Consider the following 24,076-nt stretch of genomic DNA (forward strand, 5'->3'; position numbering starts at 1 on the left):
CGGACCGCGTTTGGTGAACCAACAGACTACCGCCCCGCAGGTGGTGCTCGCGACCACGCACGGCCGAGGCGACACACGGGCACGGCCGTGTCGCCTCGAGGGTCCGACACGGTCGAGGGTCTGGCACGATATCGGGGTGCCCACGCCGACCGCCCCTCTCTCGTTGAACAGACGTGGGCTGTTCCGGCTCGCCGGTGCCGCCGTCCTCACTGCGGCCACGGCGTCGACCGTCACGGCCTGCGGCGCGGAGGAAATCTCCGGTCCCGCACTCGATTCTCTGACGGCACAGTTGCGCTCCGCTCGCTCCGACGCCGCGGCTGCGTCTTCGGCGGCAACGGTCGCTCCCGATTACGCAGGAGCTCTCGGCGTGGTCGCGGCCCAGCGGACCGAACATGCGGATGCACTCGAGACCGAGATCGCCCGGGCTACCGGAGCGACCACCGACACCTCGTCGGCGACTGCCACGACGACCACGACCGCGGCCCAGTCCGCGCCGCCACCCGATCTCGTCGCGGTGCGCGATGCGCTGACCGCCTCGGCACGCAGTGCGGCGACCGCCGCCCGCGACGAAAGCGGTTATCGCGCCGGCCTTCTCGGGTCGATCAGTGCCTCGTGCACGGTGTTCGCTCAGGTGGTACTCGCATGAGCGATCTCGGACCCGAACAACAGGGGCTCGTCGATGCACTCGTCGCCGAGTACGCAGCCGTCTTCGCGTACGGGATCGTCGCGGCGTTCTCCAACCCGACCCGAGCAGACATGGTGGCCGCGTGCACCGCGGCACACCGAGCGCGTCGAGACTCGACCATCGACGCACTCCGCGCGGCCAGCGTCACAGCGCCCCTGCCCGATCCGGCATACGCGTCGCCGTTTCCGGTGACCGATGCGATCTCGGCTGTGCAGCTCGCTGTTCAGGCAGAGATCGACACGAGTGTGGCGTGGCGTTCGGCCGTCGAGCGCAGTCGATCCGGCGGCACTCGCGAGATGGGCGTCCAGGCACTGACCGAGGCCGCGATCAGACTGGCCACATGGCAGCAGATCCTGGGTGTCATCCCGTCGTCGACGGCTTTTCCCGGTCAGCCGTGACCACGTCGTCCGCCGGACCGGCGGAACGACCCGGCATGAACAGTGCCGCAACCAATCCGATCGCCACCGCCCCTGCGCCTACGAGTAGAGCGGGTGCCAACGCGTCGGTGTATCCAGCGGGGGTGAGTGATCCTCCGTTTCCGATGAACACCGCCGTCAGGACGGCGATTCCGAGCGCAATTCCCACTTCCCGCACAGTGGAGTTCGCACTGCTCGCCGTGGCGTGATCGTCGTCGGCCATGTCTCGCAACACTGCGGTCGCCGAGAGCGCGAAGGTCAACCCCATGCCGACTCCGGCCATCAACAGCGCGGGCACCATCGACAGGTAGGCGGTGTCGGGTCCGAGGATCAGTGCCATCCACACCAGTGACAGCGACTGCAACGCCAGTCCGGACACCAACAAGCCGCGCAAGCCGACTCGATCGGCCACGAGACCCGCAATGGGTGCGACCACCATAGGCGCGGCGGTCCAGGGCAATGTGCGCAGGCCCGCCTCGAACGGGCTGTAGTGCATCACTATCTGCAGGTACTGAGCAAGCAGGAACACGGCCCCGAACATGCCCAGAGAGAACGTGATTCCGATGATGTTCGCCAGCGTGAAACTGCGTGATCGGAAGAGCGTCAACGGCAGTACCGAGAACGGGGTTCGCCATGCTCGGGAGACGAACGCGAGGAGAAGCACCGCAGAGCCGACGAAGCTCGCGAGCACGGTGGTCGATGCCCATCCGTCGTCGTTGCCGTGGACCACCGCCCACACGAGCAAGAATACCCCGCCGCCCGCGAGCACCACACCCAGCAGATCGAGAGGTTGCCTGCGTCCGGTCGACTCGGTCAGGGCGATGTACGCCAGCGGTACCGCGACGAGCGCCACCGGGACGTTGATCCAGAAGATCGCCTGCCAGGAAATACCGTCGACGACCGCACCACCGACGACAGGCCCGAGTGCGACACCGAGGCCCGAGACACCGCCCCAGATTCCGATTGCCATGGCGCGCTTGGCAATCGGAACGACAGCTGCGAGCAGAGTCAGTGACAGCGGCATGATCGCCGCGGCACCGAGGCCCTGTATCGCCCGCGCGGCGATGAGCATTGCCGGACTCGTGGCGAGCGCGCTGGCCACGGAGGCCGCGGTGAACAGCGCTATCCCGCCGAGGAACACCGCGCGCCTGCCCCAGCGATCGCCCAAGGTTGCTGCAGTGAGCATGAATGTCGCGAAGCTCAGTGTGTAGGCGTTGAGGAACCACTGCAGCTGTCCGACCGACGCATTCAGATCCTGCTGAACCACCGGCAGCGCGCTGGTCATCACCAGATTGTCGAGGGTCGCCATGAACATGGGCAGGGATGCGGCGACGATTCCCAGCCACACGGGAATAGACCGAGCGGCGGGGTGCACTGCAGGCGGAGAGGCTGTAGCGGTCATGGCGAACGTCCCGTCTCGAGTTTGTAAGCATCGAATGATTACTTATGATGCGACCGTAAGTTATCGACTGATAACCTGTCAATATGTCCGACACTCCCACGCCCAAGCCCCGAGCAACCCGAATGGACGCGGCCGACCGTCGAGAACTCGTCCTCGACGCCGCGACACGAGCGTTCGCACGCGGGGGCTTTGCCGGGACGAGCACCGATGCGGTGGCCAAGGAAGCGGGCGTGTCGCAGCCGTATGTGGTTCGGATGTTCGGAACCAAAGTCGAATTGTTTCGGCTGGTCTTCCAACGCTCCATCGACGGCATCATGACGGCATTCGACGCAGTGCTCGCTTCGGGGCCTCTGGACCCGACGGACGACGAGACCTGGGCCGACCTGGGCGGTGCCTACGCCGATCTGGTGGCCGATCGCGACCTCTTGATGGTCATGATGCACGGGTTCGGTGCAGGGTCGGTACCCGAGATCGGCCGCCAGGCACGAGAAGGAATGGGCGCGATCTACAACCAGATCCGCAGCTGTACCGGGTGTTCGGAAGATCAGGCTCGGCAGTTCATCGCGCACGGAATGCTGCTCAACGTCTTGTTGTCGATGCAGGCACCCGAGCATCCGGAGGACAGCGAGGGACTGCACGAGATGACGATGTGCGCGTTCGGAACCAAGCTCGTCCCAGCCGATTCCGGACAGCTGTGACGCCTAGGGACGCATCTCGTACCGACCGTCGTACGTGACGACGTCGTTCCAGACCGTCTCGAATCGTGCTGCGTCCACCACCGGCTTGCGTACGGCGTCCAGCGCCCATTTCTGCTGCGCATCGGTCGACGACGGCTTTCCGTACAGCGCGACGGCGTAGCCGGAGAAGTCCCTGATCTGGAAGTCGAAGATCTGGTCCAGCATGTCGGTGGAGATCTCGTCGGCCTGTTCGAGGATCAGGTGCCCGTAGACGACGAGTGAGAACAGATGCCCCACCACGAGCAGGAAGTCGAGGTCCTGTTGCTGCGACTCGTCGGGGGCGCACTCGGCGAGGAACGACGCGAACGCCTGGGCCTGCTCGTAGAAACGACCCACGTTGGGAACACCGGAATGCTTGCGATACACCGGTTTCCAATCGTGGAACCGAACCGAACTCGCGCCGCGAGCGGGGCCTTGGGCGAAGAAGAATCCGTCGTCGACGGCGTCGGTGAACCTGGTGACCTCCGCCTGATCGGTGGGCGAGAACATGTATGCCGGCATGAACTTGAGCATCAAGGCGACGTTGACATGCACCGTTCCCTCGAGTTTCGGCAGTGTTCCGATCAGTTGCGCGGCTTCACGGAAGTAGGTGTTCTTCTCGTACCCCTTGGCGGCGATCACGTCGTGCAGCAAGCGGACCACCGTCTCGCCCTCGGACGTCACCTTGGCCTTGGTCATGGGGTTGAACAACAGGTAGCGCCGGTCGCCGGGACCCGCAGCGCGGAAGTAGTCCAGCGCACGCGCACTGAACAGCTTCATGGCGGTCAGCCGCGAGTAGGCATCGACGAATGCACTGCGCACATGGGGGAATTCGGTGACACGGTTGCCGTACAGAATCCGATTGTTGGCGTGTGTGATCGCCTCGTAGAACGCGTGCTCGCAGATGCCGATCGAGCCGGTGCAGAGGTTGAACTTGCCGACGTTGACGGTGTTCAATGCAGCCGAGAACGCGTCGGGTCCGGTATGCAGAATGTCCTCGCGGCGAACGGGATAATTCTCGAGCGAGAAGGTGCTGACGTACATCTGGCCGTGAACGACGCTCTCGCGCAACCGATACGCGGGATGCGAGCTGTCGGCGACGAAGAAGACGTACGACTCCGGCCCGTCGATGTCGGTGCGTCTACCGAATACCGACACCATGCCCGCCACGTTGCCGTTACCGATGTAGTACTTCTCCCCCGACGCGGTGAACTCGAGGTCGTCGTCGACGGAGGGCGTCAACAGCATGTCCGTGGAGTACACATCGGCACCGTGTGCGCGCTCGGACAATCCGAATGCCATGACGCCGCCGCGGTCGAGCTCACGCGCTGCGCGGCGCTTGGCGTCGTCGTTGTCGCTCATCCAGATCGGGCCGAGGCCGAGCACCGTGACCTGCCAGGTGTACCAGTAGGCCAAGCCGTAGAACCCGAGAATTTCGCTCAGAGCAGCGTTGCGGGCAGCGTCCCAACGAGCGTTGGGCAACCCGTTCGCATACTCGGCCGGCGTCGAGAACGTGGCGAACAGTTTCTGGGCCGCGACGAACTCGAGGAAGTCGGCGGGCCAGACTCCCTCGAGATCGTCGGCGAGCAGCCTGGCCTTACCGCGATCCTCGAACCAATCGATCAGTGCGCGGAGCTGACGACGAGACTCCTCGTCGAGCTCGGCGGGATCGAAAGTTGTCGGATCGAACAGCGCAAACTGAGCCACGGTGTGACCTCTCCTAGTCGTGTGACCCGAAGCTACCAGCGAGTAGACCGGCGCGTGGGGAGATCGAGCGTGGAGAGATCGGGACGGGCTGTTACGTGGTGGCGCGCACCGCGGCGACGATCTCGTCGACCGCGGAATCGATGTCGAGTTCACGGCTCTCACCCGAGAAGCGGTCCCGGATTTCGACCTTGCCATCGGCCCAACCGCGGCCGAGGACGACGACGAGCGGAACACCGATCAGTTCGGAGTCCTTGAACTTCACGCCGGGCGAGGCCTTGCGGTCGTCGAAGAGAACCTCGATGCCCTGCGAATCGAGTTGCGTTGCAATGGATTCTGCGCCGGCGCGCGCGGCCTCGTCCTTGTTCGCGATCACCAGATGTACGTCGGCGGGTGCTACCTCCGACGGCCACCGAAGGCCCTTGTCGTCGTGCATCTGCTCGGCGATGACGGCCACCAGACGGGAGACACCGACGCCGTAGGAACCCTGTACGAGTCGCACGGGCTTGCCGGTCTCGCCGAGTACGTCGACCGAGAATGCATCGGTGTACTTGTAGCCCAACTGGAAGATGTGCCCGATCTCGATTCCGCGAGCGCTGACCAGCGGCCCCCGTCCGTCGGGTGACATGTCCCCGTCACGCACCTCGGCGGCCTCGATGGTGCCGTCGGGAACGAAGTCGCGGCCGGCCACGAGGTTCACCACGTGCTTGCCCTGCACATCGGCACCGGTGATCCACGATGTTCCGTTCACCACCCGGGGGTCGACGAGGTAGCGAACTCCGTTGGCCTGCAGCGCACGTGGCCCGATGTATCCCTTGATCAGGAACGGGTGAGCAGCAAAGTCCGCGTCGGTCAGCAATGCGAATTCGGCAGGCTCTAGCGATGCTTCGAGGCGCTTCTCGTCCACCTCACGGTCGCCGGGCAGGCCGATGGCCAGCAGCTCCCACTCGCCACCGGCGGACCGCACCTTGAGCAGGATGTTCTTGAGCGTGTCGGCACCGGTGACGGTACGACCCAGATCTGCGCCGTTCGCCCACTCGACCAGCGTCGCGATGGTGGGAGTGTTGCCCGTCTCGTAGTCGACCGCGGCAGGCTGCCCCTCGATGGCGATGGGGTCCGGTGCCGGGGTCGTGACGGCCTCGACGTTGGCCGCGTATCCCGATTCGATGCACCGAACGTAGGTGTCCTCGCCGATGTCGCTCTCGGCCAGGAATTCCTCGGACGCACTTCCGCCCATCGCGCCGGACGTCGCGGCGACGATGACGTAGCTGACCCCGAGCCTGGCGAAGATGCGCTGGTAGGCGTCGCGGTGTGCGGCGTAGGACCGCTTCAGTCCGTCCTCGTCCATGTCGAAGGAGTAGGAATCCTTCATGACGAACTCGCGTCCGCGCAGAATGCCGGCGCGAGGACGCTCTTCGTCGCGATACTTGGTCTGAATTTGGTACAGCGTGACCGGCAGGTCCTTGTAGGAGTTGTATTCGGCCTTGACCGTCAACGCGAACAACTCTTCGTGGGTCGGACCGAGCAGCATGTCGTTGCCCTTGCGATCCTGCAACCGGAACAATGCGTCCCCGTATTCGGTCCACCGGTTCGTCGTCTCGTACGGCTCACGCGGCAGCAGGGCGGGCAGCGAAATTTCCTGCGCCCCGATGGCGTTCATTTCCTCGCGCACGACGCGTTCGACCTGTCGCAGCACCCGGAGACCCAGCGGCAGCCACGAATAGACGCCCGGCGCGATACGACGAACATAGCCGGCGCGAACCAACAGCTTGTGGCTGTCGACCTCGGCGTCGGCCGGGTCGTCGCGAAGGGTACGAAGGAACAGCTGCGAAAGACGGGTGATCACGGGTTGTCAGACTAGTCGGTGGTGCAGCGCCTGCGGATAGGCGGCCGCGAAGTGAGTAGCCTTGACCCCCGTGCTGATTCTGCTGCCTCCCTCCGAGACGAAGTCCGACGGCGGTTCCGGAGCACCTCTCGATCTGGACCGGTTGTCGTTGCCGTCCCTGCTTCCGCTCCGACGAACGCTTGCCGACGCCCTAGTCCGGCTCTCCGGCGACGTCGACGCGTCCATCACCGCTCTCGGTCTCGGTCCGACCCAGGTGGACGAGATCGAACGGAACGCTCGCCTGTTCGCCTCGCCCACCACTCCCGCCCTGCGCCGGTACACCGGAGTGCTGTACGACGCTCTCGGGGCGTCGACCTTCACCCGTGCCGGACGCGCGCGTGCGGATGCCAGGCTGTGGATCGGGTCGGCACTGTTCGGGGCCGTTCGCGCGTCCGACCCGATTCCGTCCTATCGACTCTCCGGCGGGTCGTCCATTCCGAACTTCGGGACGTTGCGAGCGCACTGGAAGCCTCGACTGTCCGAGGCCCTTCTCACCGAGGCCGAGGGAATCGTCGTCGACCTCCGGTCCGGCACCTATCAACAGCTCGGGCCCATCCCCGGGGCGATCACGGCAACGGTGCTCACCGAGAAGCCCGACGGCAGTCGGTCGGTGGTGAGCCACTTCAACAAGCATCACAAGGGATTGCTCGCCCGCGCGCTGACCCTGACCACGGCCGAGCCCAAAGATGTGAAAGCTGTTGCGCGCGTGGCGTCGAAGGCGGGTCTTCGAGTCGAAGTAGCGTCGGACACCGAACTGATCGTGCTCACCGAATGAGCGCCGTTCCGGAACTGCTGCGACAAGGAGCCGACGCGTCGGTCGGCAAGAACAAGAGTCAACGCATCGCCGACGACATCGCCGACCGATTGGTCTCGATGCAAGCGAACGAACTCGGCACGCTGGCACTGACCAACATGATCGGCACGCTGTACGAGAACGGTTGGCAACCACTGGATCTGATGCATGTGGTCCGGCGTCAGCACACGGTGGCGGTGACGAATCTCGCTGCCGCGGCACTGCTGCACCATGCCGATCTCATCGAAGCGGACTCCCGCGCCCCGCACGATTGGGTCGATCAGATGTCGGCGATCTGCGAACAGTTCCCGACGGTGGCAGCCCGAGTCGACGCCACTCCCGACTTCCTCACGGCGTACCTCATGGCGTCCGGCAAGTCCGACTACATCGCCGCCAGTGATCAGTGGCTCGACGTGCTCACGCTGCTCGGCCAGTGGCAAACCCTCCCCCGTTGGCCGCAACTGGGTGCCAAGCCTTCGCAGTGGCCCCGCACACGCTCGTCGGTGCCGACGACCACCGGCGCGGATTCACCGAACAGCAAGATGCTGGCCAAGATTCGCGGTCTGCTGGCCAAGGCCGATGCCACCGATTTCGCGGAGGAAGCCGAGACGCTGACCGCCAAGGCGCAGGAGTTGATGACGCGATACTCGATCGACACGCTGCTGTTGGCCGAGGGTCATCTCGACGTTCGCGGTCGACGGGTGCACATCGACGGTCCGCACGCACCCGCCAAAGCCCAGCTCTTGCACGTCGCCGGTACTGCCAACCGGGTCAAGACGATCTGGGACGCGGAGTACGCCGTTGCGACGCTCGTGGGCGCGCCGGTGGACGTGGAACAGGCCGAGCTCGTCTTCACCTCGTTGCTGGTGCAGGCAACCCGAGCTCTCGGCCACTCGCCCGAAGCCAAGAAGCGAAAGAAGGCTGGCTCGGCCGCATTCGGCAAGGCGTTCCTCTACGCCTACGCCATCCGAATCGGAGATCGTCTCACCGATGCCGACGCGCATGCCCTCGACGAGGCGAGACAGGAATCGGGCGACCTGCTGCCGATTCTCGCGGCACAGACCGTTGCCGTGGAAGCGGAGTTCGACCGCCTCTTTCCCACCGCCAAGCCGATGCGAGGCCCGCGCCTCGATGCCGAAGGATGGGACTCGGGACGAGCCGCGGCCGACCGAGCCGATCTGTCCCGCTGAAACATTCCACGAGGTTCGTCGTCCGATTCGGGAACTGTTGTAGCTTCAAGTCAGTTGAGCAGACATGAACCGAACACGCGCAGCTGCTCGACTCACCGTGCCCGTTCTGGTCGCACTGTCCGCCATCACGGCGTGCGGTACGTCGCCCTCCACCCCGGAGCCGAACGACGTCTCCGTCGCCGCGCAGTCACCCGACGACCGCTCCGACAGCGTCACCGAATCACGCAACGAAGAAGCAGCGCTGACGCTCTTCGAATCTGCGTTCACGGCCGAAGAACCCGCCGCCGCCGCGTCGGTCGTGGCGGAGAACGCCGTCGATCGACCTGGACCAGCGGTGGGGCCCGACGCGATCGTCGCCCGATTCGAGGCCACCCGGACACGGATTCCCGGTGCACGAGCCGTCGTCAAGCGTGTCGCGGCCGATGGCAGATGGGTGGCAGTGCACTGGCAGGCCACCGCTGATCCGGCATCCGAGACCACCGGTGAGGCGAACATCGACCTCTTCGCCTTCGACGGCGGCAAGGTCACCGAGCACTGGGCCATGACGCAATCCGTGCCGGCCACGTCGATGAGCGGCAACACCATGTTCAGTGACCTCTACCGCTACCCGACCGCGCCCACCGAGCCGACCGAGGACGAGGAAGAGCGCCGACGCATGTCGGTGACGGCTACCTACGACGCGCTCTTCCGCGAACACGACGCGTCCGTGCTCGGGACCGACTTCGCCCCGTCCTACCTGCAACACAATCCGATTGCGGGCAACGGCACCGCGGCACTGCAACAGTTCTTCGCCGGCGGCGCGCAGTTCCCTGCCTCGGAATCGGTCGTCTCGCTGGCCGACGGCGATCTGGTGTGGACGTTCGCGAAAGCGCCGGGCGCAGCAGAATCCGACCCCTTCGTCGCGGGAGACATCTTCCGGTTCGACGGCACCATCGTCGAGCACTGGGACGTCGTTCCGGAGTAGCGACCGCTGTCGGTCGATGACCGCCGGCAAGGCAAAATGGACCGGTGCCCGAGACTCTCGACGACATCGTGACCAGGACATCGGAACTACTGGCCGAGCGCGACGTGGCCGCGTTGTCGACCCTGATGGCGGGTCTGTCCACGACGAACGCGGTCAGAATGCTCGAACGGGTCGACTCGGCGCAGCGGGCGGTTCTGTTTCGGCTGTTGCCCAAGGACGAGGCCGTCGTCGTGTTCGAGCGCTTCGACGCGACCATTCGCAGCGAGCTGTTCGAGAGTTTGCGTAGCGACGACGTCATCGCCCTGTTCGAGAACCTCGATCCCGACGACCGAGTGGAACTGCTCGACGAGCTGCCCTCCAACATCGCGCATCGCATGATGCTCGGCCTGTCGCCCGCCCAACGGGCGCTCACCGCACCGATGCTGGGCTACGACCGCGGTTCGGTAGGCCGTCGAATGAGCCCGGAGTACGTGCGCCTACGCAGCGACACCACGGCAGCCGAGGCTCTCGACGCGGTGCGACGGACCGGTCCCGACGCAGAATCGGTGTACCTGCTGCCCATCACCGACGACCATCGCACGTTGCTCGGTGTGGTGACGCTCGCCGATCTGGCGACGGCGGAATCGACCACGCCGGTCGGAGAGCTCCATTCGTCGCATCCGGTGGTGCGGGCGGACTCGTCGGCGGAGGTCGCGGCACGTCTGTGTTTTGAGCATCGCAGTCCGGCGGTGGTGGTGGTCGATTCCGAACAGCGCCTGATCGGCATCCTCACCCTCGAGCAGTCCTCTCGCATTCTCGAGGAGGCCGAGGACGAGGACGCCGCCAGGGCGGGCGGTGCAGAACCGCTGCGTCGGCCGTACCTGTCGACGCCGGTCCTGTCCATCGTTCGTTCGCGCGTGGTCTGGCTGCTCGTGTTGGCGTTGTCGGCCATCCTCACCGTGCAGGTGCTCGAGATCTTCGAGCATGCACTGGCCGCGGTGGTGACCCTCGCGCTGTTCATTCCGCTGCTCACCGGCACGGGCGGGAACACCGGTTCGCAGGCCGCGACCGCGGTGACCCGCGCGCTCGCCCTGGGTGACGTCCGCCCGCGCGACATCGCCGCTGTGCTGTTTCGCGAGGTCCGCGTCGGCGCGACGATGGGAGCGATGCTCGGAACGTTGGGGTTCGTCATTGCCGGACTCGTCTACGACTGGCACCTGGGCCTGGTCATCGGCACGACGCTGCTGTCGATATGCACGCTCGCCGCGACGGTCGGCGGTGCGATGCCGCTGATCGCCAAGAAGATCGGCGTCGACCCCGCGGTGTTCTCGACGCCCTTCATCTCGACCTTCTGCGATGCGACCGGCCTGATCGTCTACTTCCTCATCGCCAAGGCCGTACTGGGAGTCTGATCGGCCCCGCTCGTCAGCCCTTCTGGGCGTCTTCCTGCGCGGCCTGCGCCTGGGCCACCTGCTGCGGGGTGAACCGGATGAACAGTGCGGCGATGCCGGCGATCACGGCGCAGACCGCGCAGCAGAACAGCGCGAACATGTACCCGGAGCTCAGTGCGTCGAGCTGACTGTCGTTCATCAGAGTCGCCGGCCCGGATATGCCGCCGAGGGACAGTGTTCGCGACGTGACCAGTGCCCCGATGACGGCCAGCGCCAGAGGACCGCCGAGGGTCTGGGCGACCAGCGAGATTGCCGTCAGCGGACCGATTTCGGTGGGGCTCACGCCCGCGATGGCGCACAGCGGCAGCGGAACGACCGTCAGACCGACGCCGAAGCCGATCCCGATCACCGGGAAGAACAACCCTGGGAAGTACGCCGAATCCGCGTCCATCGTCGTCACGGACACCAGCAGCCAGCCGACCATGATGACCGCACCACAGAGAATCAGCCAGCGCGGAGCGATCCGAGTCACCAGCTGCGACGCGAGGAACGCCGCGGCACCGAGACCGAAGGCGAACGGCACGAACGCCAGGCCGGCATGCAGCGGGCTGTAGCCCAGAATGTCCTGCACGAACAACGCCACATACGCCGCGAGACAGAACATGACCCCGCCGGCGAAGAAGATCGCGACGAAGGTCGCCACTCGATCGCGACTGACGAACAACGAGAACGGCAGCAGCGGGTTCTCGGCCCGTCGCTCGACCAACAGGAACAATCCGAGGAACAGCAGTCCGGCGATCAACGACACGATGACGATCGGGCTCGACCAGCCCAGCTCGGTACCCTCGCTCAGCGCGAGGACCACACCCGTGCAGCCCAGGGTCGCCAGGATCGCACCCGGCACGTCCAGGGCGAGCTTCGCCCCGACGGTCTCCTGCAGCGACACGACGGCGAGCACGACGATGACGATGCCGATCGGTACGTTGATCAGGAAGATCCAACGCCACGACACCTCGGTCAGAGCGCCGCCGATGATGAGCCCGGCAATGGACCCGACACCGGTCATGGCGGCGTAGATGGCGATGGCCTGATTACGCACCGGGCCCGGAGCGAATGTCGTGGCCACCAGCGCGAATGCCGTGGGCGACGCCACCGCCGCACCGACCCCCTGCAGTGCCCTCGCCGCAACGAGCGTGGCTTCGTTGACTGCCAGTCCGCACAGCAACGAGGCGATCGTGAACAGGACGACGCCGGCGAGGAACATCTTCTTTCGCCCGAAGGCGTCGCCGAGCCTGCCGCCGAGCAACATCAGCCCACCGAAGGCCAACGCGTAGGAGGTCAACACCCAGTTGCGCCCGGCGTCGGACAGACCCAGATCGGCCTGCAGCGGAGCCAAGGCCAGGTTGGCGACGGTACCGTCGAGAACCACCATCAGTTGCAGCCCGCTCAGGACGATGATCGCCATCCCGAACGCTCGAGTCGTCACCGGGTACTTGATCTCGGTGGCGGAGGTGTTGGACATCGATGACTCAGGCACGAGCGTTCACGTTACCGGCGTGTACAGAGAACCCGGCCACAGTGCCGATGACGACGATCGCCGGCGGCCTGATCTCGGCCTCGCGGACCGCGTCGGCGACGGTGCTCAGCGTGGCCCGAACTTCACGTTGGGTGCGCATGGTGCCCTCCTGAACGACGATGACCGGGGTGTCCGACGGGCGGCCGCCCGCCACGAGTACATCGGCGAACAGCCCGATGCGCTCGACGGCCATCAGCAACACGATTGTGCCCTTGAGCTTGGCCAACGCGTCCCAGTCGACCAGAGAATCGGGGTGATCGGGGGCCACGTGACCGCTCACGACGACGAATTCGTGGGTGACGGCGCGATGCGTCACCGGGATTCCGGCCGAGGACGGAACCGAGATCGCGCTGGTGATGCCCGGTACCACCGTAACCGGAATGCCCTCGGCGGCCAGCGCTTCGAGTTCCTCGTAACCGCGACCGAAGACGTACGGGTCACCGCCCTTGAGCCGAACCACGAACTTGCCGGCCTTGGCACCGTCGATCAGCGCCTGGTTGATGGCTTCCTGCGCCATCGCCCGGCCGTACGGAATCTTCGAGGCGTCGATGACCTCGACGTGTGGTCCGAGTTCGGCGAGCAACTCGGGTGGAGCCAGGCGATCGGCCACCACGACGTCCGCGTATGCCAGCAGTCTGCGGCCCCGGACGGTGATCAGATCCGGGTCGCCCGGACCGCCGCCCACGAGCGCGACACCGGTCAGCGGCGCGTGCGCCGAGTCGGCCACGACGCCGGACTGCAGCGCTTCGACGACGGCATTGCGCACGGCGGCCGATCGGCGATGTTCGCCGCCTGCCAGCACTCCCAGCGTGAGGCCGTCCCATTCGGCCGACGCCGGAGTGACGGCTGTGCCGTCCTTGGCGATGTCGGCACGGACACAGAAAATCTTGGACGCGGTCGCTTCCGCAACAATGGCGATATTGGTCTCGGCCTCGTCGGTGCAGGCGATGGCGTACCAGGCGTCGGCCAGATCGCCGTGGCGGTAATCGCGCAGTTCGAGCGTCACCTGCCCTGCTGTCGCCATTGCCTCCACGGCCGGAGTGGCCTCGCGGGTGACCACGTGGACCACTGCTCCGGACGAGATCAACAGCGGTAGTCGACGCTGTGCGACGGTGCCGCCACCGACCACGACGACGCGCCGCCCTTCGAGATTCAGGCCGACCAGATAGGGAGAGTCAGTCGCGTTCACGAGAGGAAACGCTACCGCGCGCGCTGGACTCGCTTCTCGTCCCATACGGGCTCGGCTGCTTCGTAAACCTGCCCGGTGGCACCGAACACCAGGAATCGATCGAAACTGCGGGCGAACCACCGGTCGTGTGTCACCGCGATCACGGTGCCCTCGAATGCCGCGATGGCGTCTTCGAGCGCATCGGCCGACATCAGGTCGAGGTTGTCGGTCGGCTCGTCGAGCAGCAGCAGCGTGGCACCGGAGAGCTCGAGCAAAAGAATCTGCACACGTGCCTGCTGCCCGCCCGACAGATTGTCGTAGGACTGTTCGGCCGCGCGCGCCAGACCGTATCGGTCCAACGCTCGGCCGGCGGCCTCACGGCCCATGCCGTCCCGGTGCTCGTTGCCCATGTGAAGAATCTCGAGCAGCGTGTTGCCGGCGAGATCCGGACGCGTGTGCGTCTGCGCGAACAGACCGGGCCGTACCCGGGCCCCGAGTACCGCTGTCCCGGTGTGCGGAACGGGCGCGAGTGCGAGTTCCTGGACCGGCTCGTGCTCCTTCTCGGGATCGGTGCCGCCGTTGGCGAGCAGACGCAGGAAGTGCGATTTGCCCGAGCCGTTGGAACCCAATACCGCCACGCGATCGCCGTACCAGATCTCGGTGTCGAACGGTTTCATCAGGCCGGTCAGTTCCAGGGCCGTGCACACGAGCGCGCGCTTGGCCGTTCGACCACCGCGCAACCGGACGGTGACGTGCTGCTTGAGCGGCACGGCCTCGGGCGGTCCGGCCTCCTCGAATTTGGCCAGTCGCGTTTGCGATGCGTGGTAGCGGGCGGCGACGCCGTCGTTGAACTTCGCCTTCTCGCGCAGACGCAACACCAGCGCGCGCAGTTTGACCAATTCCTCGTCCCACCGCCTGCGCAGTTCGTCGAGTCGCGCGTTCCGGTCTTCCCGCGCTGCGTGATACGTCGCGAACCCACCGCCGTGCACCCACGCGGTGGCCCCGCTCACCCCCGGCTCCAGGGTCACGATCCGGTTGGCAGCGTTGGCGATGAGCTCCCGGTCGTGGCTGATGAACAGGACGGATTTGTCGGAGTCGCGAATGGTCGCTTCGAGCCAACGTTTGCCGGGCACGTCGAGGTAGTTGTCCGGCTCGTCGAGCAGCAGCAGATCGTCGGTGCCGGCGAACAACGACTCGAGCACGAGCCGCTTCTGCTCACCGCCACTGAGCGTCGAAGCCGCGCGCCACTTCGCCCGATCGAACGGCATACCGAGTGCAGCCGTGGTCACCTTGTCCCAGAACGGTTCCAGGTCGTAGCCGCCCACGTCGCCCCAATCGGACAGGGCCTGCGCGTACTTCATCTGGGTCTTCTCGTCGTCGACCTCGATCATCGTGTTTTCGGCGGCGTCGAGCGCAGCAGCTGCGGACCGCACGGCTGGGGACGCGACCGACAGCAACAGGTCACGCACCGTCGAGTCGTCTCGCAGTTGCCCGACGAACTGCCGCATCACCCCGAGCGAACCGGAGCTCGATACCGCGCCCTCGTCGGGAGCCTCGTCGCCCGCAACGATGCGCGTCAACGTCGTCTTACCGGTTCCGTTGGGCCCGATAAGTGCGGTCTTGGCACCGTCGCCCACCCGGAAGCCGACGCCGTTGAGCAGCTGCCGTCCGTCGGGCAGGAAGAAAACGATGTCGTTGAGTTCGAGATGGGCCACAACGAACCAGCCAACCCCATCGGCCCCACAATGGCCAATCGTTTTCGCCCGAGCCGGCGAGGTGCCTGGTCTAGGCGAGAGCCAGGCTGGACGTTCGTGTCAGGACCTGCTTCCCGGCATCGTCGACGTGCGCGTGGTGGACCTGCAGTCGCGCCGAGTCGCCGTGCAGGGTCAGCAGCATGACCCCATTGTCGAACCACGGGCCCGCCTCGGCCTGCCACTCGACACCCGACGGGCCCACATGGGCGGCCCGTGCGAGCTTCGACAGAATCCTCGCCGCCGGGCGTTTGACGGCAAGTTTGTTGACCGCGCGGATCGGCAGATTCAGCGGATTGCGGAACGGAGACATCGTCAGCTGATACGTCGCGGGCACGTCGCGCCCGCCGACACCGAAGTCGGCGTTGGCGACGTACGAGCAGTGCACGTCTCCCGAGAGCCACATGATCGACGCGGGCTTGTCGTCACCGCGCGAGAGCTCACGCGTCAGGGCTGCCATGTCGTTGAACGAGTTGGTGAATGCGGCCCAGTGCTCGAGGTCGAGTCCGATTCGCATCTTTTCGGCCACCTTGGCCGACCTCGGCCCCCAACTCCCCTGTGCCACAGCCTCATTCCACTGTTCGAGATGGTGCAGTGCCGGCAGCATCAGGTACGGCAGTGACGATCCGAACAGCAGGTGTCGGGGCGTCGTCTCGAGTGCGCGCTCGCGGACCCACGCCCATTCCTTCTCGTCGACCATTTCGCGGTTGTCGGGGTCGAGATTTCGTGAGCAGCGTGAGTCGATCATGATCAGACGGGTGTCGCCGAAATCTCGATAGAAGCTCCACCGGCCGGTCTCGGGGGCTCGATCGACACGTAAGGCGAAGTCGGCCAACAGTTTCTCTCGATCCGCGTCGGTCTCGGCGGAGCGAACGGCGGCGTACATCTCGTCCCCCGCCAGTTCTTTCGGTGAGAGATTGCCCAGATGTTGATACACCCAGTACGACGAGTACGCCCCGATCACGCGGTCGTTCCACCACGGCCGGGTCTCGATGTCACGACGCCAGGAGGCCGACGAATTCCAGTCGTCGCGCAGATCGTGATCGTCGAGAATCATGCACGACGGGATGCTCGCCAACAGCGTCCGCACCGGCTCGAGTCCCCACGATTCCCGATAGAGCCACGAGTACTCCTCGAAGTCGCAGATCTCGTTCTCCGCGTCGGTGCCGATGGCACTGGTCGGTCCCTCTCCCGACTCCCGTCGCGCCTGCAGTCGTTCGACTATCTCGGGCGACGGGTCGTCGGCGTACACCTGGTCACCCAGAAGCAACAGGGCCTGGGGCCACTGGCCCGGATCCTGCTCGATGAGGGCAGATCCGAGCCCGGCGAGTGCATCGGCACCGATCGTCTTCAGAGACTTCGCGCTGTAATCGTCACCGCGCCGACACGACCCGAACGCAATCGTGACCGGCCCCGCTGCGTCCACGGTGTGGATGCTGGCTCGCTTGCCGTCCTCCGGCCACACCCTGTGCTCGTCGACGAACACCTCGTAGCTCACCGGCGCGTTGGCGGGCAGGCCCTCGAGAGGAACGAGAGCGAAGTGGTGACCGTGCACTCCCCACGTTCGTTCCGATGCTCGGACGCCGGCATCGGTGACGACGGTGACGGTGCACGGGTGCGCCATCTCGAACCACAGGGTCGCGGTCTCGGTGCCGACATAACGAACGATCGGGCCGAGTAGAACCAGACTGTCGGAACTCATTCGACCCACAGTGCCCTCGTCGGCTCGCTTTCGCCAGTCAGTGCGGCAGATCCGCCGGTTCTTCGTCCGTCGCGGCCACCGCGACGACCACGGTGGCACCGACCGCCTTCGGAACCAGCAGGCGCCGCGCCGAGCCGGCCAACAGAGCCGACGCTTCCGCGACGCTGGCAGTACCGACTGCGTCTCGCACCCGGTCCGACCCGGATTCGGTGACGACTGCAGACAGGTCCGACGCCGAGAACGTCGCTCCTCGAACACCCATTCTCGACGCGATCGCTGCCACCAGTTCTGCTTTTCGGTCGATCGATGCGATGCTCACCACCGACCAGTTCTCGTCGATCACCTCGGTGATCGCCTGCAATACCTCGTCGGGTCCGACCCCTGCTCTGGCGCCGATTCCGATGACGACGCCGCGCCTCACACGCACGCGTAATCGTGTGCGGCAGAAACGAATCGAGTGATCGACTCGGGGTTTCCCGCCGCGTGCGTGTGCAGATACGACGCGTGGACACCACCCTGCACGAAACCCTCGCGTGCGGCGGTTCTGCCGTCGACCCCGTGCCTGTGCCAACCCCACGCCGCCGGTGCGCTCTCTCGGACGTCCACCAGTTTCGTTCGGTGGAATTCGTGGCCGGTGACGCGGCTACCCGCGTCGAACAGCGTCGACGGTTCGAGGGCGACGGCATCGCGGTATCCGAGGGTGAGCGTGTTCCCGAATTCCGCGTCGACGTCCACTACCCCGGCCATGGCGTGGCCGTCCAATCTCCGTGCGAGATAGAGCAACCCGGCGCATTCGGCATGTATGGGCAATCCGCGGGCTGCAGCTGTCCTGATATCGGCGAGTAGCACTTCGTTCGCCGCGAGGGCGGCGGCATGTTCTTCCGGGAACCCGCCGGGAAGTACCACTCCTGCTGTGCCCGAGGGTAATCCGTCGCGCAGCGGATCGAAGACCGCAACATCTGCGCCGGCAGCCCGGAGCAGTTCGACGTGCTCGGTATAGCCGAAGGTGAACGCCGGGCCGCCGGCGACAGCGATCACCGGTGCGCCGCCGGACGGTCTGACCTCGAGCGCAGGGTTCCAGGCCGGGACGGTCACCGACGAACGCGCCAGAGCCTCGACCGCCTCGATGTCCACGAACTGTGCGACCAATGCACTCATCGCGTCGACCGCATCGGTAGCGGCACCGCCGTGCTCCACCGCGGTGATCAGCCCCAGATGCCGTGACGGAACGACCAATTCACTCATCCTCGGCAGGGAGCCCAGAACCGGAACACCCACTCGTTCGCAGGCCTGACGGAGCACCTGTTCGTGCCGATCACTGCCGACGCGGTTGAGAATCACACCGCCGATCCGCACACTCGAGTCGTAGGTGGAGAATCCGTGCAGCACGGCGGCGAGGGATTGACTGTGCCCGCGTGCGTCGACCACGAGCACCACCGGCGCGCCGAGCATGGCCGCCACTCGCGCGGTCGAGCCCTCGGCGGACGCCTCCCCCGGACCGGTCATGTCAATCTTGCCGTCGAACAGGCCCATGACGCCTTCGACCACCGCGATGTCGCAGCCGCTGCTGCCGTGCAGAAACAGTGGGCCGATGCGGTCGGCACCGACCATGACTGCGTCGAGATTTCGACCGGGCAGGCCCGCGGCGAGCGAGTGGTAACCGGGATCGATGTAGTCTGGGCCGACCTTGAACGGAGCGACCCGACGGCCGGCACCGCGCAGGGCACCCATCAGTCCGGTGGCGACCGTCGTCTTTCCGCTGCCCGACGCGGGTGCCGCGATCACCACAGCCGGACACGACCGGTTCACCATTCGATGCCCCGCTGCCCTTTTCGACCCGCATCCATCGGGTGCTTGACCTTGGTCATCTCGGTGACGAGGTCGGCGGCCGCGATCAACTCCGGCGGAGCGTCGCGGCCGGTGATGACGACGTGTTGGTTGCCCGGCCGATGTGTCAGCACCTCGACCACCTCCGCGACGTCGACCCAACCCCACTTGAGTGGATAGGTGAATTCGTCCAACACGTAGAAGCGATGGGATTGCTGCTCGATGCGCCGTGCGATCTCACGCCAGCCTTCGGCCGCGGCGTCGGCGTGGTCGACCTCGCTGCCCTTCTTGCGAGTCCACGACCACCCCTCGCCCATCTTGTGCCATTCGACAGCGCCGCCGATTCCCGTGCTCTCGTGCGCGTCGCCCAGAGCACGAAATGCCGCTTCCTCGCCCACCTTCCACTTCGCACTCTTGACGAACTGGAACACGCCGACGTCGAAACCCTGGTTCCAGGCCCGCAACGCCATTCCGAACGCAGCGGTCGATTTTCCTTTACCGGGACCGGTGTGGACGGCGAGCACCGGTAGGTTGCGGCGCTGACGTGTCGTGAGGCCGTCCTCCGGAACGGTTCCCGGAGCAGGTACTCCCTGTGGCATCGCGTGTCCCCCTACGCCGCTGCGCGAACGACGGCGGTGACCTGCTCGGCCGACAGGTCCGCGAGCGCCACGTATCCGCCTCCGAGACAGCCGGCGAAGTCCGCGGCCAATCCCAGGCGCACCATGCCCGACTCGCAGTCGACGACGACCGACGCGATCTTGTCCGCAGCGATGCGCCCGGCGGCGATTCGCGCCCGACCGACGGGATCGGTGCCGCCCGTGGCACGCCCATCCGTCAGTGCGACCACCAACGCGCGCCGCAGCGGGTCTCGAACCTTCTCGCGCAGCACCAAGTCCCGCGCTGTCAGAAATCCCTGCGCCAACGGAGACTTGCCCCCGGTCTTCATCTTTCGCAGCCGCGTCACAGCGACATCGACCGAGGACGTCGGCGGCAGTACTGTCTCGGCCTCGGTGCCGCGCACGGTGATGACCGCGACCTTGTCGCGCCGTTGATAGGCGTCACGGAGCAGTGAGAGCACCGCACCCGTCACCGCCGACAGTCGATCTCGCGCAGCCATGGATCCCGACGCGTCGACGACGAAGACGATGAGGTTGCCCTCGCGTCCCTCCTTGACGGCTCCGCGCAGGTCCTCGGGCGCCAGTCGCAGCCGACCGGACGTGCGCCCACGCACCACCTGCTGCTCGGCTGCCGCGAACAACGTACCGATCAGATGCAGACCCCGGCCCGGTTCGACGGTGGGACGAACCGACCGTCCGTACGAGGACCTCGACCGCGAGCGCCTACCCGGAGCACCTTCACCGACCCCGGGAAGCTCGATGAGCCGCGCCTTGAACTGCGCGCCCGGCGTTCCTGCCTGCCGGTCGCTGCCCGCACCGGTCGGGGCCTTCTCCTGGCTGTCGGCCGGTTCCTGCGGCGCGTCGGATTCCGTGCTCGACGGCGCGTCGGAATTTTCCGCCGCGTCGGGCTTCGGTGCTCCGCCGTCACCGTCGGGATCCGGTTCCGGCTCGGGATCGGGTTGCTGCTCGGCCTGTTCGGCGGCGTCGCGCATGGCGTCGTCGAGCTGCTTGTCGTCTATACCCGGCTCGTCGAAGGGGTCGCGTCGACGCCTGTGCGGTAGCGCCAATTCGGCCGCGACGCGCACGTCCTCCTCGGTCACCTCGCTCGCACCTCGCCACGCAGCGTGGGCCGAGGCCGTACGCGCGACCACCAGGTCTGCGCGCATACCGTCGACGTCGAACGATGCGCACAGCGCGGCGATGCGCCGAAGTTCCTTCTCGCTCAACACCACATCGTCGAGGATCGTGCGTGCGGCCACGATCTGCGCTGCAACGGCGGCGTCCTCGTCGACGTACGCGGCCGCGAACGCGTGGGGATCACGCTCGTAGTTCATACGCCTGCGCACGACGTTCATGCGCACGTCCACATCACGCGACGCGGTGACCTCGACCGCCAGACCGAATCGGTCGAGCAACTGTGGCCGGAGCTCTCCCTCCTCGGGATTCATCGTGCCCACGAGGACGAATTGTGCTGGGTGAGAATGCGATACGCCGTCTCGTTCGACATGTACGCGACCCATCGCCGCCGCGTCGAGCAGGACGTCCACAAGATGGTCGTGCAACAGGTTCACTTCGTCGACGTAGAGCACGCCGCGGTGTGCTGCTGCGAGCAGGCCGGGTTGGAATGCTCGTTCCCCGTCGCGCAGTACCTTCTCGAGATCGATGGACCCCACCACGCGGTCCTCGGTCGCTCCCACCGGAAGCTCGACCAGCTTGGCCGGGCGGGCACCGTCCTCGTCCTCGACGGCCGGCAGCAGAGTTGCGAGCGCGCGAACCACCGTCGATTTCGCGGTCCCCTTCTCGCCGCGCACCAGCACACCGCCGATACCGGGGTGCACCGCGCACAGGATCAACGACAACCGCAGCTGATCCTGACCGACGATCGCACTGAACGGATACCCCGGTTCGGGGACACTGCTCTCTCGCTGCACAACCAATTCCCTTCGTGCTCGGAGTTCCGCGCCGAGCGTTCGGTGGACTACACGAAGCCGGGCGGCGATCTGGCTGACAGGAGAACACTCCTGATCACAGTGGCGGGACCGCGCCTGATTCTCACAGGACTTCTCCGCACTCGACTTCGAACGGAACACTACCGCCGAACGAACGAATGCCACACACGCCTGGACGTGTGTGGCATTCGTAGCCTCGGATCCGAACGGGCTGTTACGCCTCGCTCCAGGCGGTGCCGCCACCGCGACGCATCGGAGTATGCGGAATACCGTCCTCGAGCACTTCCTCGCCGTCGGGCAGGAAGCCGTGCTTGGCGTACATGTCGACGAGGTAGCTCTGCGCGTTGATCCGGCACGGTGCCGAACCGACCTCGGCCAGGGCGGCCCGCAGAATTCGCGTGGTGTGTCCCTGTCCCCTGGCCGAACGCTGGGTGCACAAGCGGCCGATACGGAACGCCTTCTCGCCGTCGTCGTGCTCCTCGAGCAGACGCAGAGTGCACACCACTTCGCCGTCTCGTTCGAGCCAGAAGTGCCGCGTCTCGGTCAGCAGGTCACGTCCGTCCAACTCCGGATAGGCGCAGGCCTGCTCGACCACGAACACCTCGACACGCAGCTTCAACAGGTCGTACAACGTGCTGTTGGACAGGTCTAGTGCCCACGATCGTTTGAGAGCTGCTGCTTGCGTATTCATACCTTTTGCTATCACACACCCGTGGGCTGTGCGAGCTCACGCGAACTTTCCAGCTCCAGTGTCTTCGAGGTCCAGGCCCAGACCTCGTCGAACAGCGAGCTGTTCTGAGCCAGTTTGACCCCCAGGGACGGGACCATTTCCTTGAGCTTGGGCTGCCACGCGTCGTACTTGTCTCCGAAGCACCGCTGCAGCACGTCCAGCATGGCCGGTACGGCTGTCGATGCGCCGGGAGAGGCACCGAGCAGGCCCGCGATGCTGCCGTCAGCAGCGTTGACCACAGCGGTACCGAATTCGAGAACGCCGCCGCGTCCCTTCTTCCGGATCACCTGCACACGCTGACCGGCCGTGACCAGCTCCCAGTCCTTGGCGACGACGGTCGGCGCGAACTCCCGCAGAGTCTCGACCCGATCGGCCTGCGACTGAGCCAACTCGCTCACCAGGTACTTCACGAGCCCGAGCTCGGTCACGCCGACGCCGAGCATCGACATCAGGTTGCCCGGCTTGACCGAGCCGGGCAGATCGGTGATCTTGCCCTGCTTGAGGAACTTCGGTGACCATCCCGCGTACGGTCCGAACAACAATCCCTGCTGGCCGTTGATGACGCGCGTGTCGAGGTGCGGAACCGACATCGGCGGTGCTCCCACCGAGGCCTTTCCGTACACCTTGGCCGAGTGTTGCTCGATCAGCTCGGGGTTGGTGCACCGCAGCCATTCGCCGCTGACGGGGAACCCGCCGAAGCCCTTGATCTCGGCGATGCCCGACTTCTGCAGCAGGTGCAGCGCGCCGCCGCCCGCCCCGACGAACACGAACTTGGCGTTGACGGTCTTCTTGGCACCGGTGCGCTGGTTTGCCACCTTGACGTCCCACGTGCCGTCGGACTGCTTGGTGATGTTGCGCACATCGTGCCCGAAGTGCACGGTGCCACCCGCAGCGGACAGGTAGTTCAGCAGCTGCTTGGTGAGCGCACCGAAGTCGACGTCGGTGCCTTCCTGACTCCAGTTGAGCGCAACCGGATCGGAGAAGTCACGGCCACGAGCCATCAGCGGCAGTCGCGCGGTGAACTCGTCCTTGGAATCGATGTACTCCATGCCGGCGAACAAGGGGTTGCCGACGAGCGCCTCGTAGCGCGCCCGCAGGTACTTCACGTTGTCCTCGCCGTGCACGAAGCTCACGTGCGGGATCGGATTGATGAAGTTCTTGGCGTCGGAGAGGACGCCGGTCTCGATGCCGTGGGCCCAGAACTGCCGCGAGACCTGGAACTGCTCGTTGACGTTGAGCGCCTTGGCGATATCGACGCTGCCGTCCTTGTTCTGCGGCGTGTAATTGAGCTCGCAGAGCGCCGAATGCCCGGTGCCCGCGTTGTTCCACGCGTCGCTGCTCTCGGCCGCTGCGGCGTCGAGACGTTCGTAGACGTCGATCGACCAGTTCGGCTCGAGCTGACGGAGCAGCGCACCGAGGGTGGCGCTCATGATTCCGGCACCGACCAGAACGACGTCGGTCTTGATCCGCTTACCCTGCTCATCTGTGGACACTGGAGAATCGACTTCCTTGTCTGTAAAGGTCTCGGCCGGTGGCGGTATCGGTCCGAGAACTCTTCTGTAGAGGGTTACTCACCCGATGCGGTCAGGTTACTAGCTGGGCCTACCCCATCGGACACCACGTCAACCTGC

Annotated in this window: 20 protein-coding genes and 1 riboswitch; of the genes, 7 read left to right on the forward strand and 13 right to left on the reverse strand. The window is 65.8% G+C overall.

Features of this window, described 5'->3' with window-relative positions; all coding sequences use genetic code 11:
• Positions 1 to 136: 136 nt before the first annotated feature.
• A complete protein-coding gene (locus JLZ96_RS02560; protein ID WP_032390115.1) occupies positions 137 to 646 on the forward strand; it encodes a hypothetical protein in 510 nt (169 codons plus the stop codon).
• Entirely contained in the window at positions 643 to 1,083 is a 441-nt protein-coding gene (locus JLZ96_RS02565; protein ID WP_048318331.1) for a ferritin-like domain-containing protein, read from the forward strand. Before JLZ96_RS02560 ends, JLZ96_RS02565 begins: the two co-directional genes overlap by 4 nt.
• Here JLZ96_RS02565 and JLZ96_RS02570 read toward each other — a convergent pair.
• Positions 1,046 to 2,503, reverse strand: coding sequence for a DHA2 family efflux MFS transporter permease subunit (locus tag JLZ96_RS02570; protein WP_201009450.1), 1,458 nt, complete (start codon positions 2,501 to 2,503; stop codon positions 1,046 to 1,048). The two genes, JLZ96_RS02565 and JLZ96_RS02570, sit on opposite strands and share 38 nt — an antisense overlap.
• Before the next feature lie 83 nt (positions 2,504 to 2,586).
• On the opposite strand from JLZ96_RS02570, the gene JLZ96_RS02575 reads away from it, so the two are divergent.
• Positions 2,587 to 3,201, forward strand: coding sequence for a TetR/AcrR family transcriptional regulator (locus JLZ96_RS02575; RefSeq protein ID WP_236253816.1), 615 nt, complete (start codon positions 2,587 to 2,589; stop codon positions 3,199 to 3,201).
• Positions 3,202 to 3,204: 3 nt separating this feature from the next.
• Here the strand turns inward: JLZ96_RS02575 and JLZ96_RS02580 are convergent, their stop codons facing one another.
• Together JLZ96_RS02580 and JLZ96_RS02585 are read right to left on the reverse strand one after the other, a co-directional pair.
• A complete protein-coding gene (locus JLZ96_RS02580; protein WP_201009451.1) occupies positions 3,205 to 4,926 on the reverse strand; it encodes an acyl-CoA dehydrogenase family protein in 1,722 nt (573 codons plus the stop codon).
• Between the two features lie 91 nt (positions 4,927 to 5,017).
• A complete protein-coding gene (locus JLZ96_RS02585) occupies positions 5,018 to 6,769 on the reverse strand; it encodes a proline--tRNA ligase (protein ID WP_201009452.1) in 1,752 nt (583 codons plus the stop codon).
• 70 nt (positions 6,770 to 6,839) lie between these two features.
• Between JLZ96_RS02585 and yaaA the strand changes: the two genes are divergently transcribed.
• From yaaA to mgtE, 4 genes are all read left to right on the forward strand, one after another.
• Entirely contained in the window at positions 6,840 to 7,583 is a 744-nt protein-coding gene (gene yaaA, locus JLZ96_RS02590; protein WP_032366430.1) for a peroxide stress protein YaaA, read from the forward strand.
• The gene (locus tag JLZ96_RS02595; RefSeq protein WP_201009453.1) at positions 7,580 to 8,791 is read left to right on the forward strand and encodes a DUF2786 domain-containing protein; all 1,212 of its coding nucleotides are present in this window, start codon (positions 7,580 to 7,582) and stop codon (positions 8,789 to 8,791) included. Before yaaA ends, JLZ96_RS02595 begins: the two co-directional genes overlap by 4 nt.
• Before the next feature lie 64 nt (positions 8,792 to 8,855).
• Complete coding sequence (locus JLZ96_RS02600; protein ID WP_201009454.1) at positions 8,856 to 9,755, forward strand: nuclear transport factor 2 family protein; 900 nt, start codon at positions 8,856 to 8,858, stop codon at positions 9,753 to 9,755.
• Positions 9,756 to 9,799: 44 nt separating this feature from the next.
• Positions 9,800 to 11,146, forward strand: coding sequence for a magnesium transporter (gene mgtE / locus JLZ96_RS02605; protein WP_201009455.1), 1,347 nt, complete (start codon positions 9,800 to 9,802; stop codon positions 11,144 to 11,146).
• Positions 11,147 to 11,159: 13 nt separating this feature from the next.
• On the opposite strand, the gene JLZ96_RS02610 is transcribed toward mgtE, so the two are convergent.
• From JLZ96_RS02610 to mqo, 10 genes are all read right to left on the reverse strand, one after another.
• The gene (locus JLZ96_RS02610; RefSeq protein WP_032366427.1) at positions 11,160 to 12,647 is read right to left on the reverse strand and encodes an MFS transporter; all 1,488 of its coding nucleotides are present in this window, start codon (positions 12,645 to 12,647) and stop codon (positions 11,160 to 11,162) included.
• A 7-nt stretch (positions 12,648 to 12,654) separates the two neighbouring features.
• A complete protein-coding gene (gene cobA, locus JLZ96_RS02615) occupies positions 12,655 to 13,890 on the reverse strand; it encodes a uroporphyrinogen-III C-methyltransferase (protein WP_027496733.1) in 1,236 nt (411 codons plus the stop codon).
• Between the two features lie 11 nt (positions 13,891 to 13,901).
• Positions 13,902 to 15,584 (reverse strand): ATP-binding cassette domain-containing protein, encoded by a 1,683-nt coding sequence (locus JLZ96_RS02620; RefSeq protein WP_201009456.1) that lies wholly within the window; start codon positions 15,582 to 15,584, stop codon positions 13,902 to 13,904.
• 70 nt (positions 15,585 to 15,654) lie between these two features.
• Positions 15,655 to 17,322 carry an alkaline phosphatase D family protein gene (locus JLZ96_RS02625; RefSeq protein WP_201009457.1) on the reverse strand — a complete coding sequence of 556 codons (1,668 nt, stop codon included), beginning with the start codon at positions 17,320 to 17,322 and terminating at the stop codon, positions 15,655 to 15,657.
• 37 nt (positions 17,323 to 17,359) lie between these two features.
• Entirely contained in the window at positions 17,360 to 17,749 is a 390-nt protein-coding gene (locus JLZ96_RS02630) for a cobalamin biosynthesis protein (protein ID WP_201009458.1), read from the reverse strand.
• Positions 17,740 to 19,134 (reverse strand): cobyrinate a,c-diamide synthase, encoded by a 1,395-nt coding sequence (locus tag JLZ96_RS02635; RefSeq protein ID WP_201009459.1) that lies wholly within the window; start codon positions 19,132 to 19,134, stop codon positions 17,740 to 17,742. The genes JLZ96_RS02630 and JLZ96_RS02635 overlap by 10 nt, the downstream gene beginning before the upstream one ends.
• Positions 19,128 to 19,748 carry a cob(I)yrinic acid a,c-diamide adenosyltransferase gene (gene cobO / locus JLZ96_RS02640; RefSeq protein ID WP_027496729.1) on the reverse strand — a complete coding sequence of 207 codons (621 nt, stop codon included), beginning with the start codon at positions 19,746 to 19,748 and terminating at the stop codon, positions 19,128 to 19,130. The genes JLZ96_RS02635 and cobO overlap by 7 nt, the downstream gene beginning before the upstream one ends.
• Before the next feature lie 11 nt (positions 19,749 to 19,759).
• Complete coding sequence (locus JLZ96_RS02645; protein ID WP_374758020.1) at positions 19,760 to 21,697, reverse strand: magnesium chelatase subunit D family protein; 1,938 nt, start codon at positions 21,695 to 21,697, stop codon at positions 19,760 to 19,762.
• A gap of 45 nt (positions 21,698 to 21,742) precedes the next feature.
• Positions 21,743 to 21,878, reverse strand: a riboswitch (cobalamin riboswitch).
• 51 nt (positions 21,879 to 21,929) lie between these two features.
• Positions 21,930 to 22,406: a GNAT family N-acetyltransferase gene (locus JLZ96_RS02650; protein WP_027496727.1), complete on the reverse strand. Its 477-nt coding sequence runs from the start codon at positions 22,404 to 22,406 to the stop codon at positions 21,930 to 21,932.
• A gap of 11 nt (positions 22,407 to 22,417) precedes the next feature.
• Positions 22,418 to 23,938, reverse strand: a complete 1,521-nt coding sequence (gene mqo, locus JLZ96_RS02655) for a malate dehydrogenase (quinone) (RefSeq protein WP_032366421.1) — start codon at positions 23,936 to 23,938, stop codon at positions 22,418 to 22,420.
• Between the last annotated feature and the right edge of the window lie 138 nt (positions 23,939 to 24,076).

It is taken from the genome of Rhodococcus sp. NKCM2511, assembly GCF_014905595.1.
GTDB classification, from domain to species: Bacteria; Actinomycetota; Actinomycetes; order Mycobacteriales; family Mycobacteriaceae; genus Rhodococcoides; species Rhodococcoides fascians.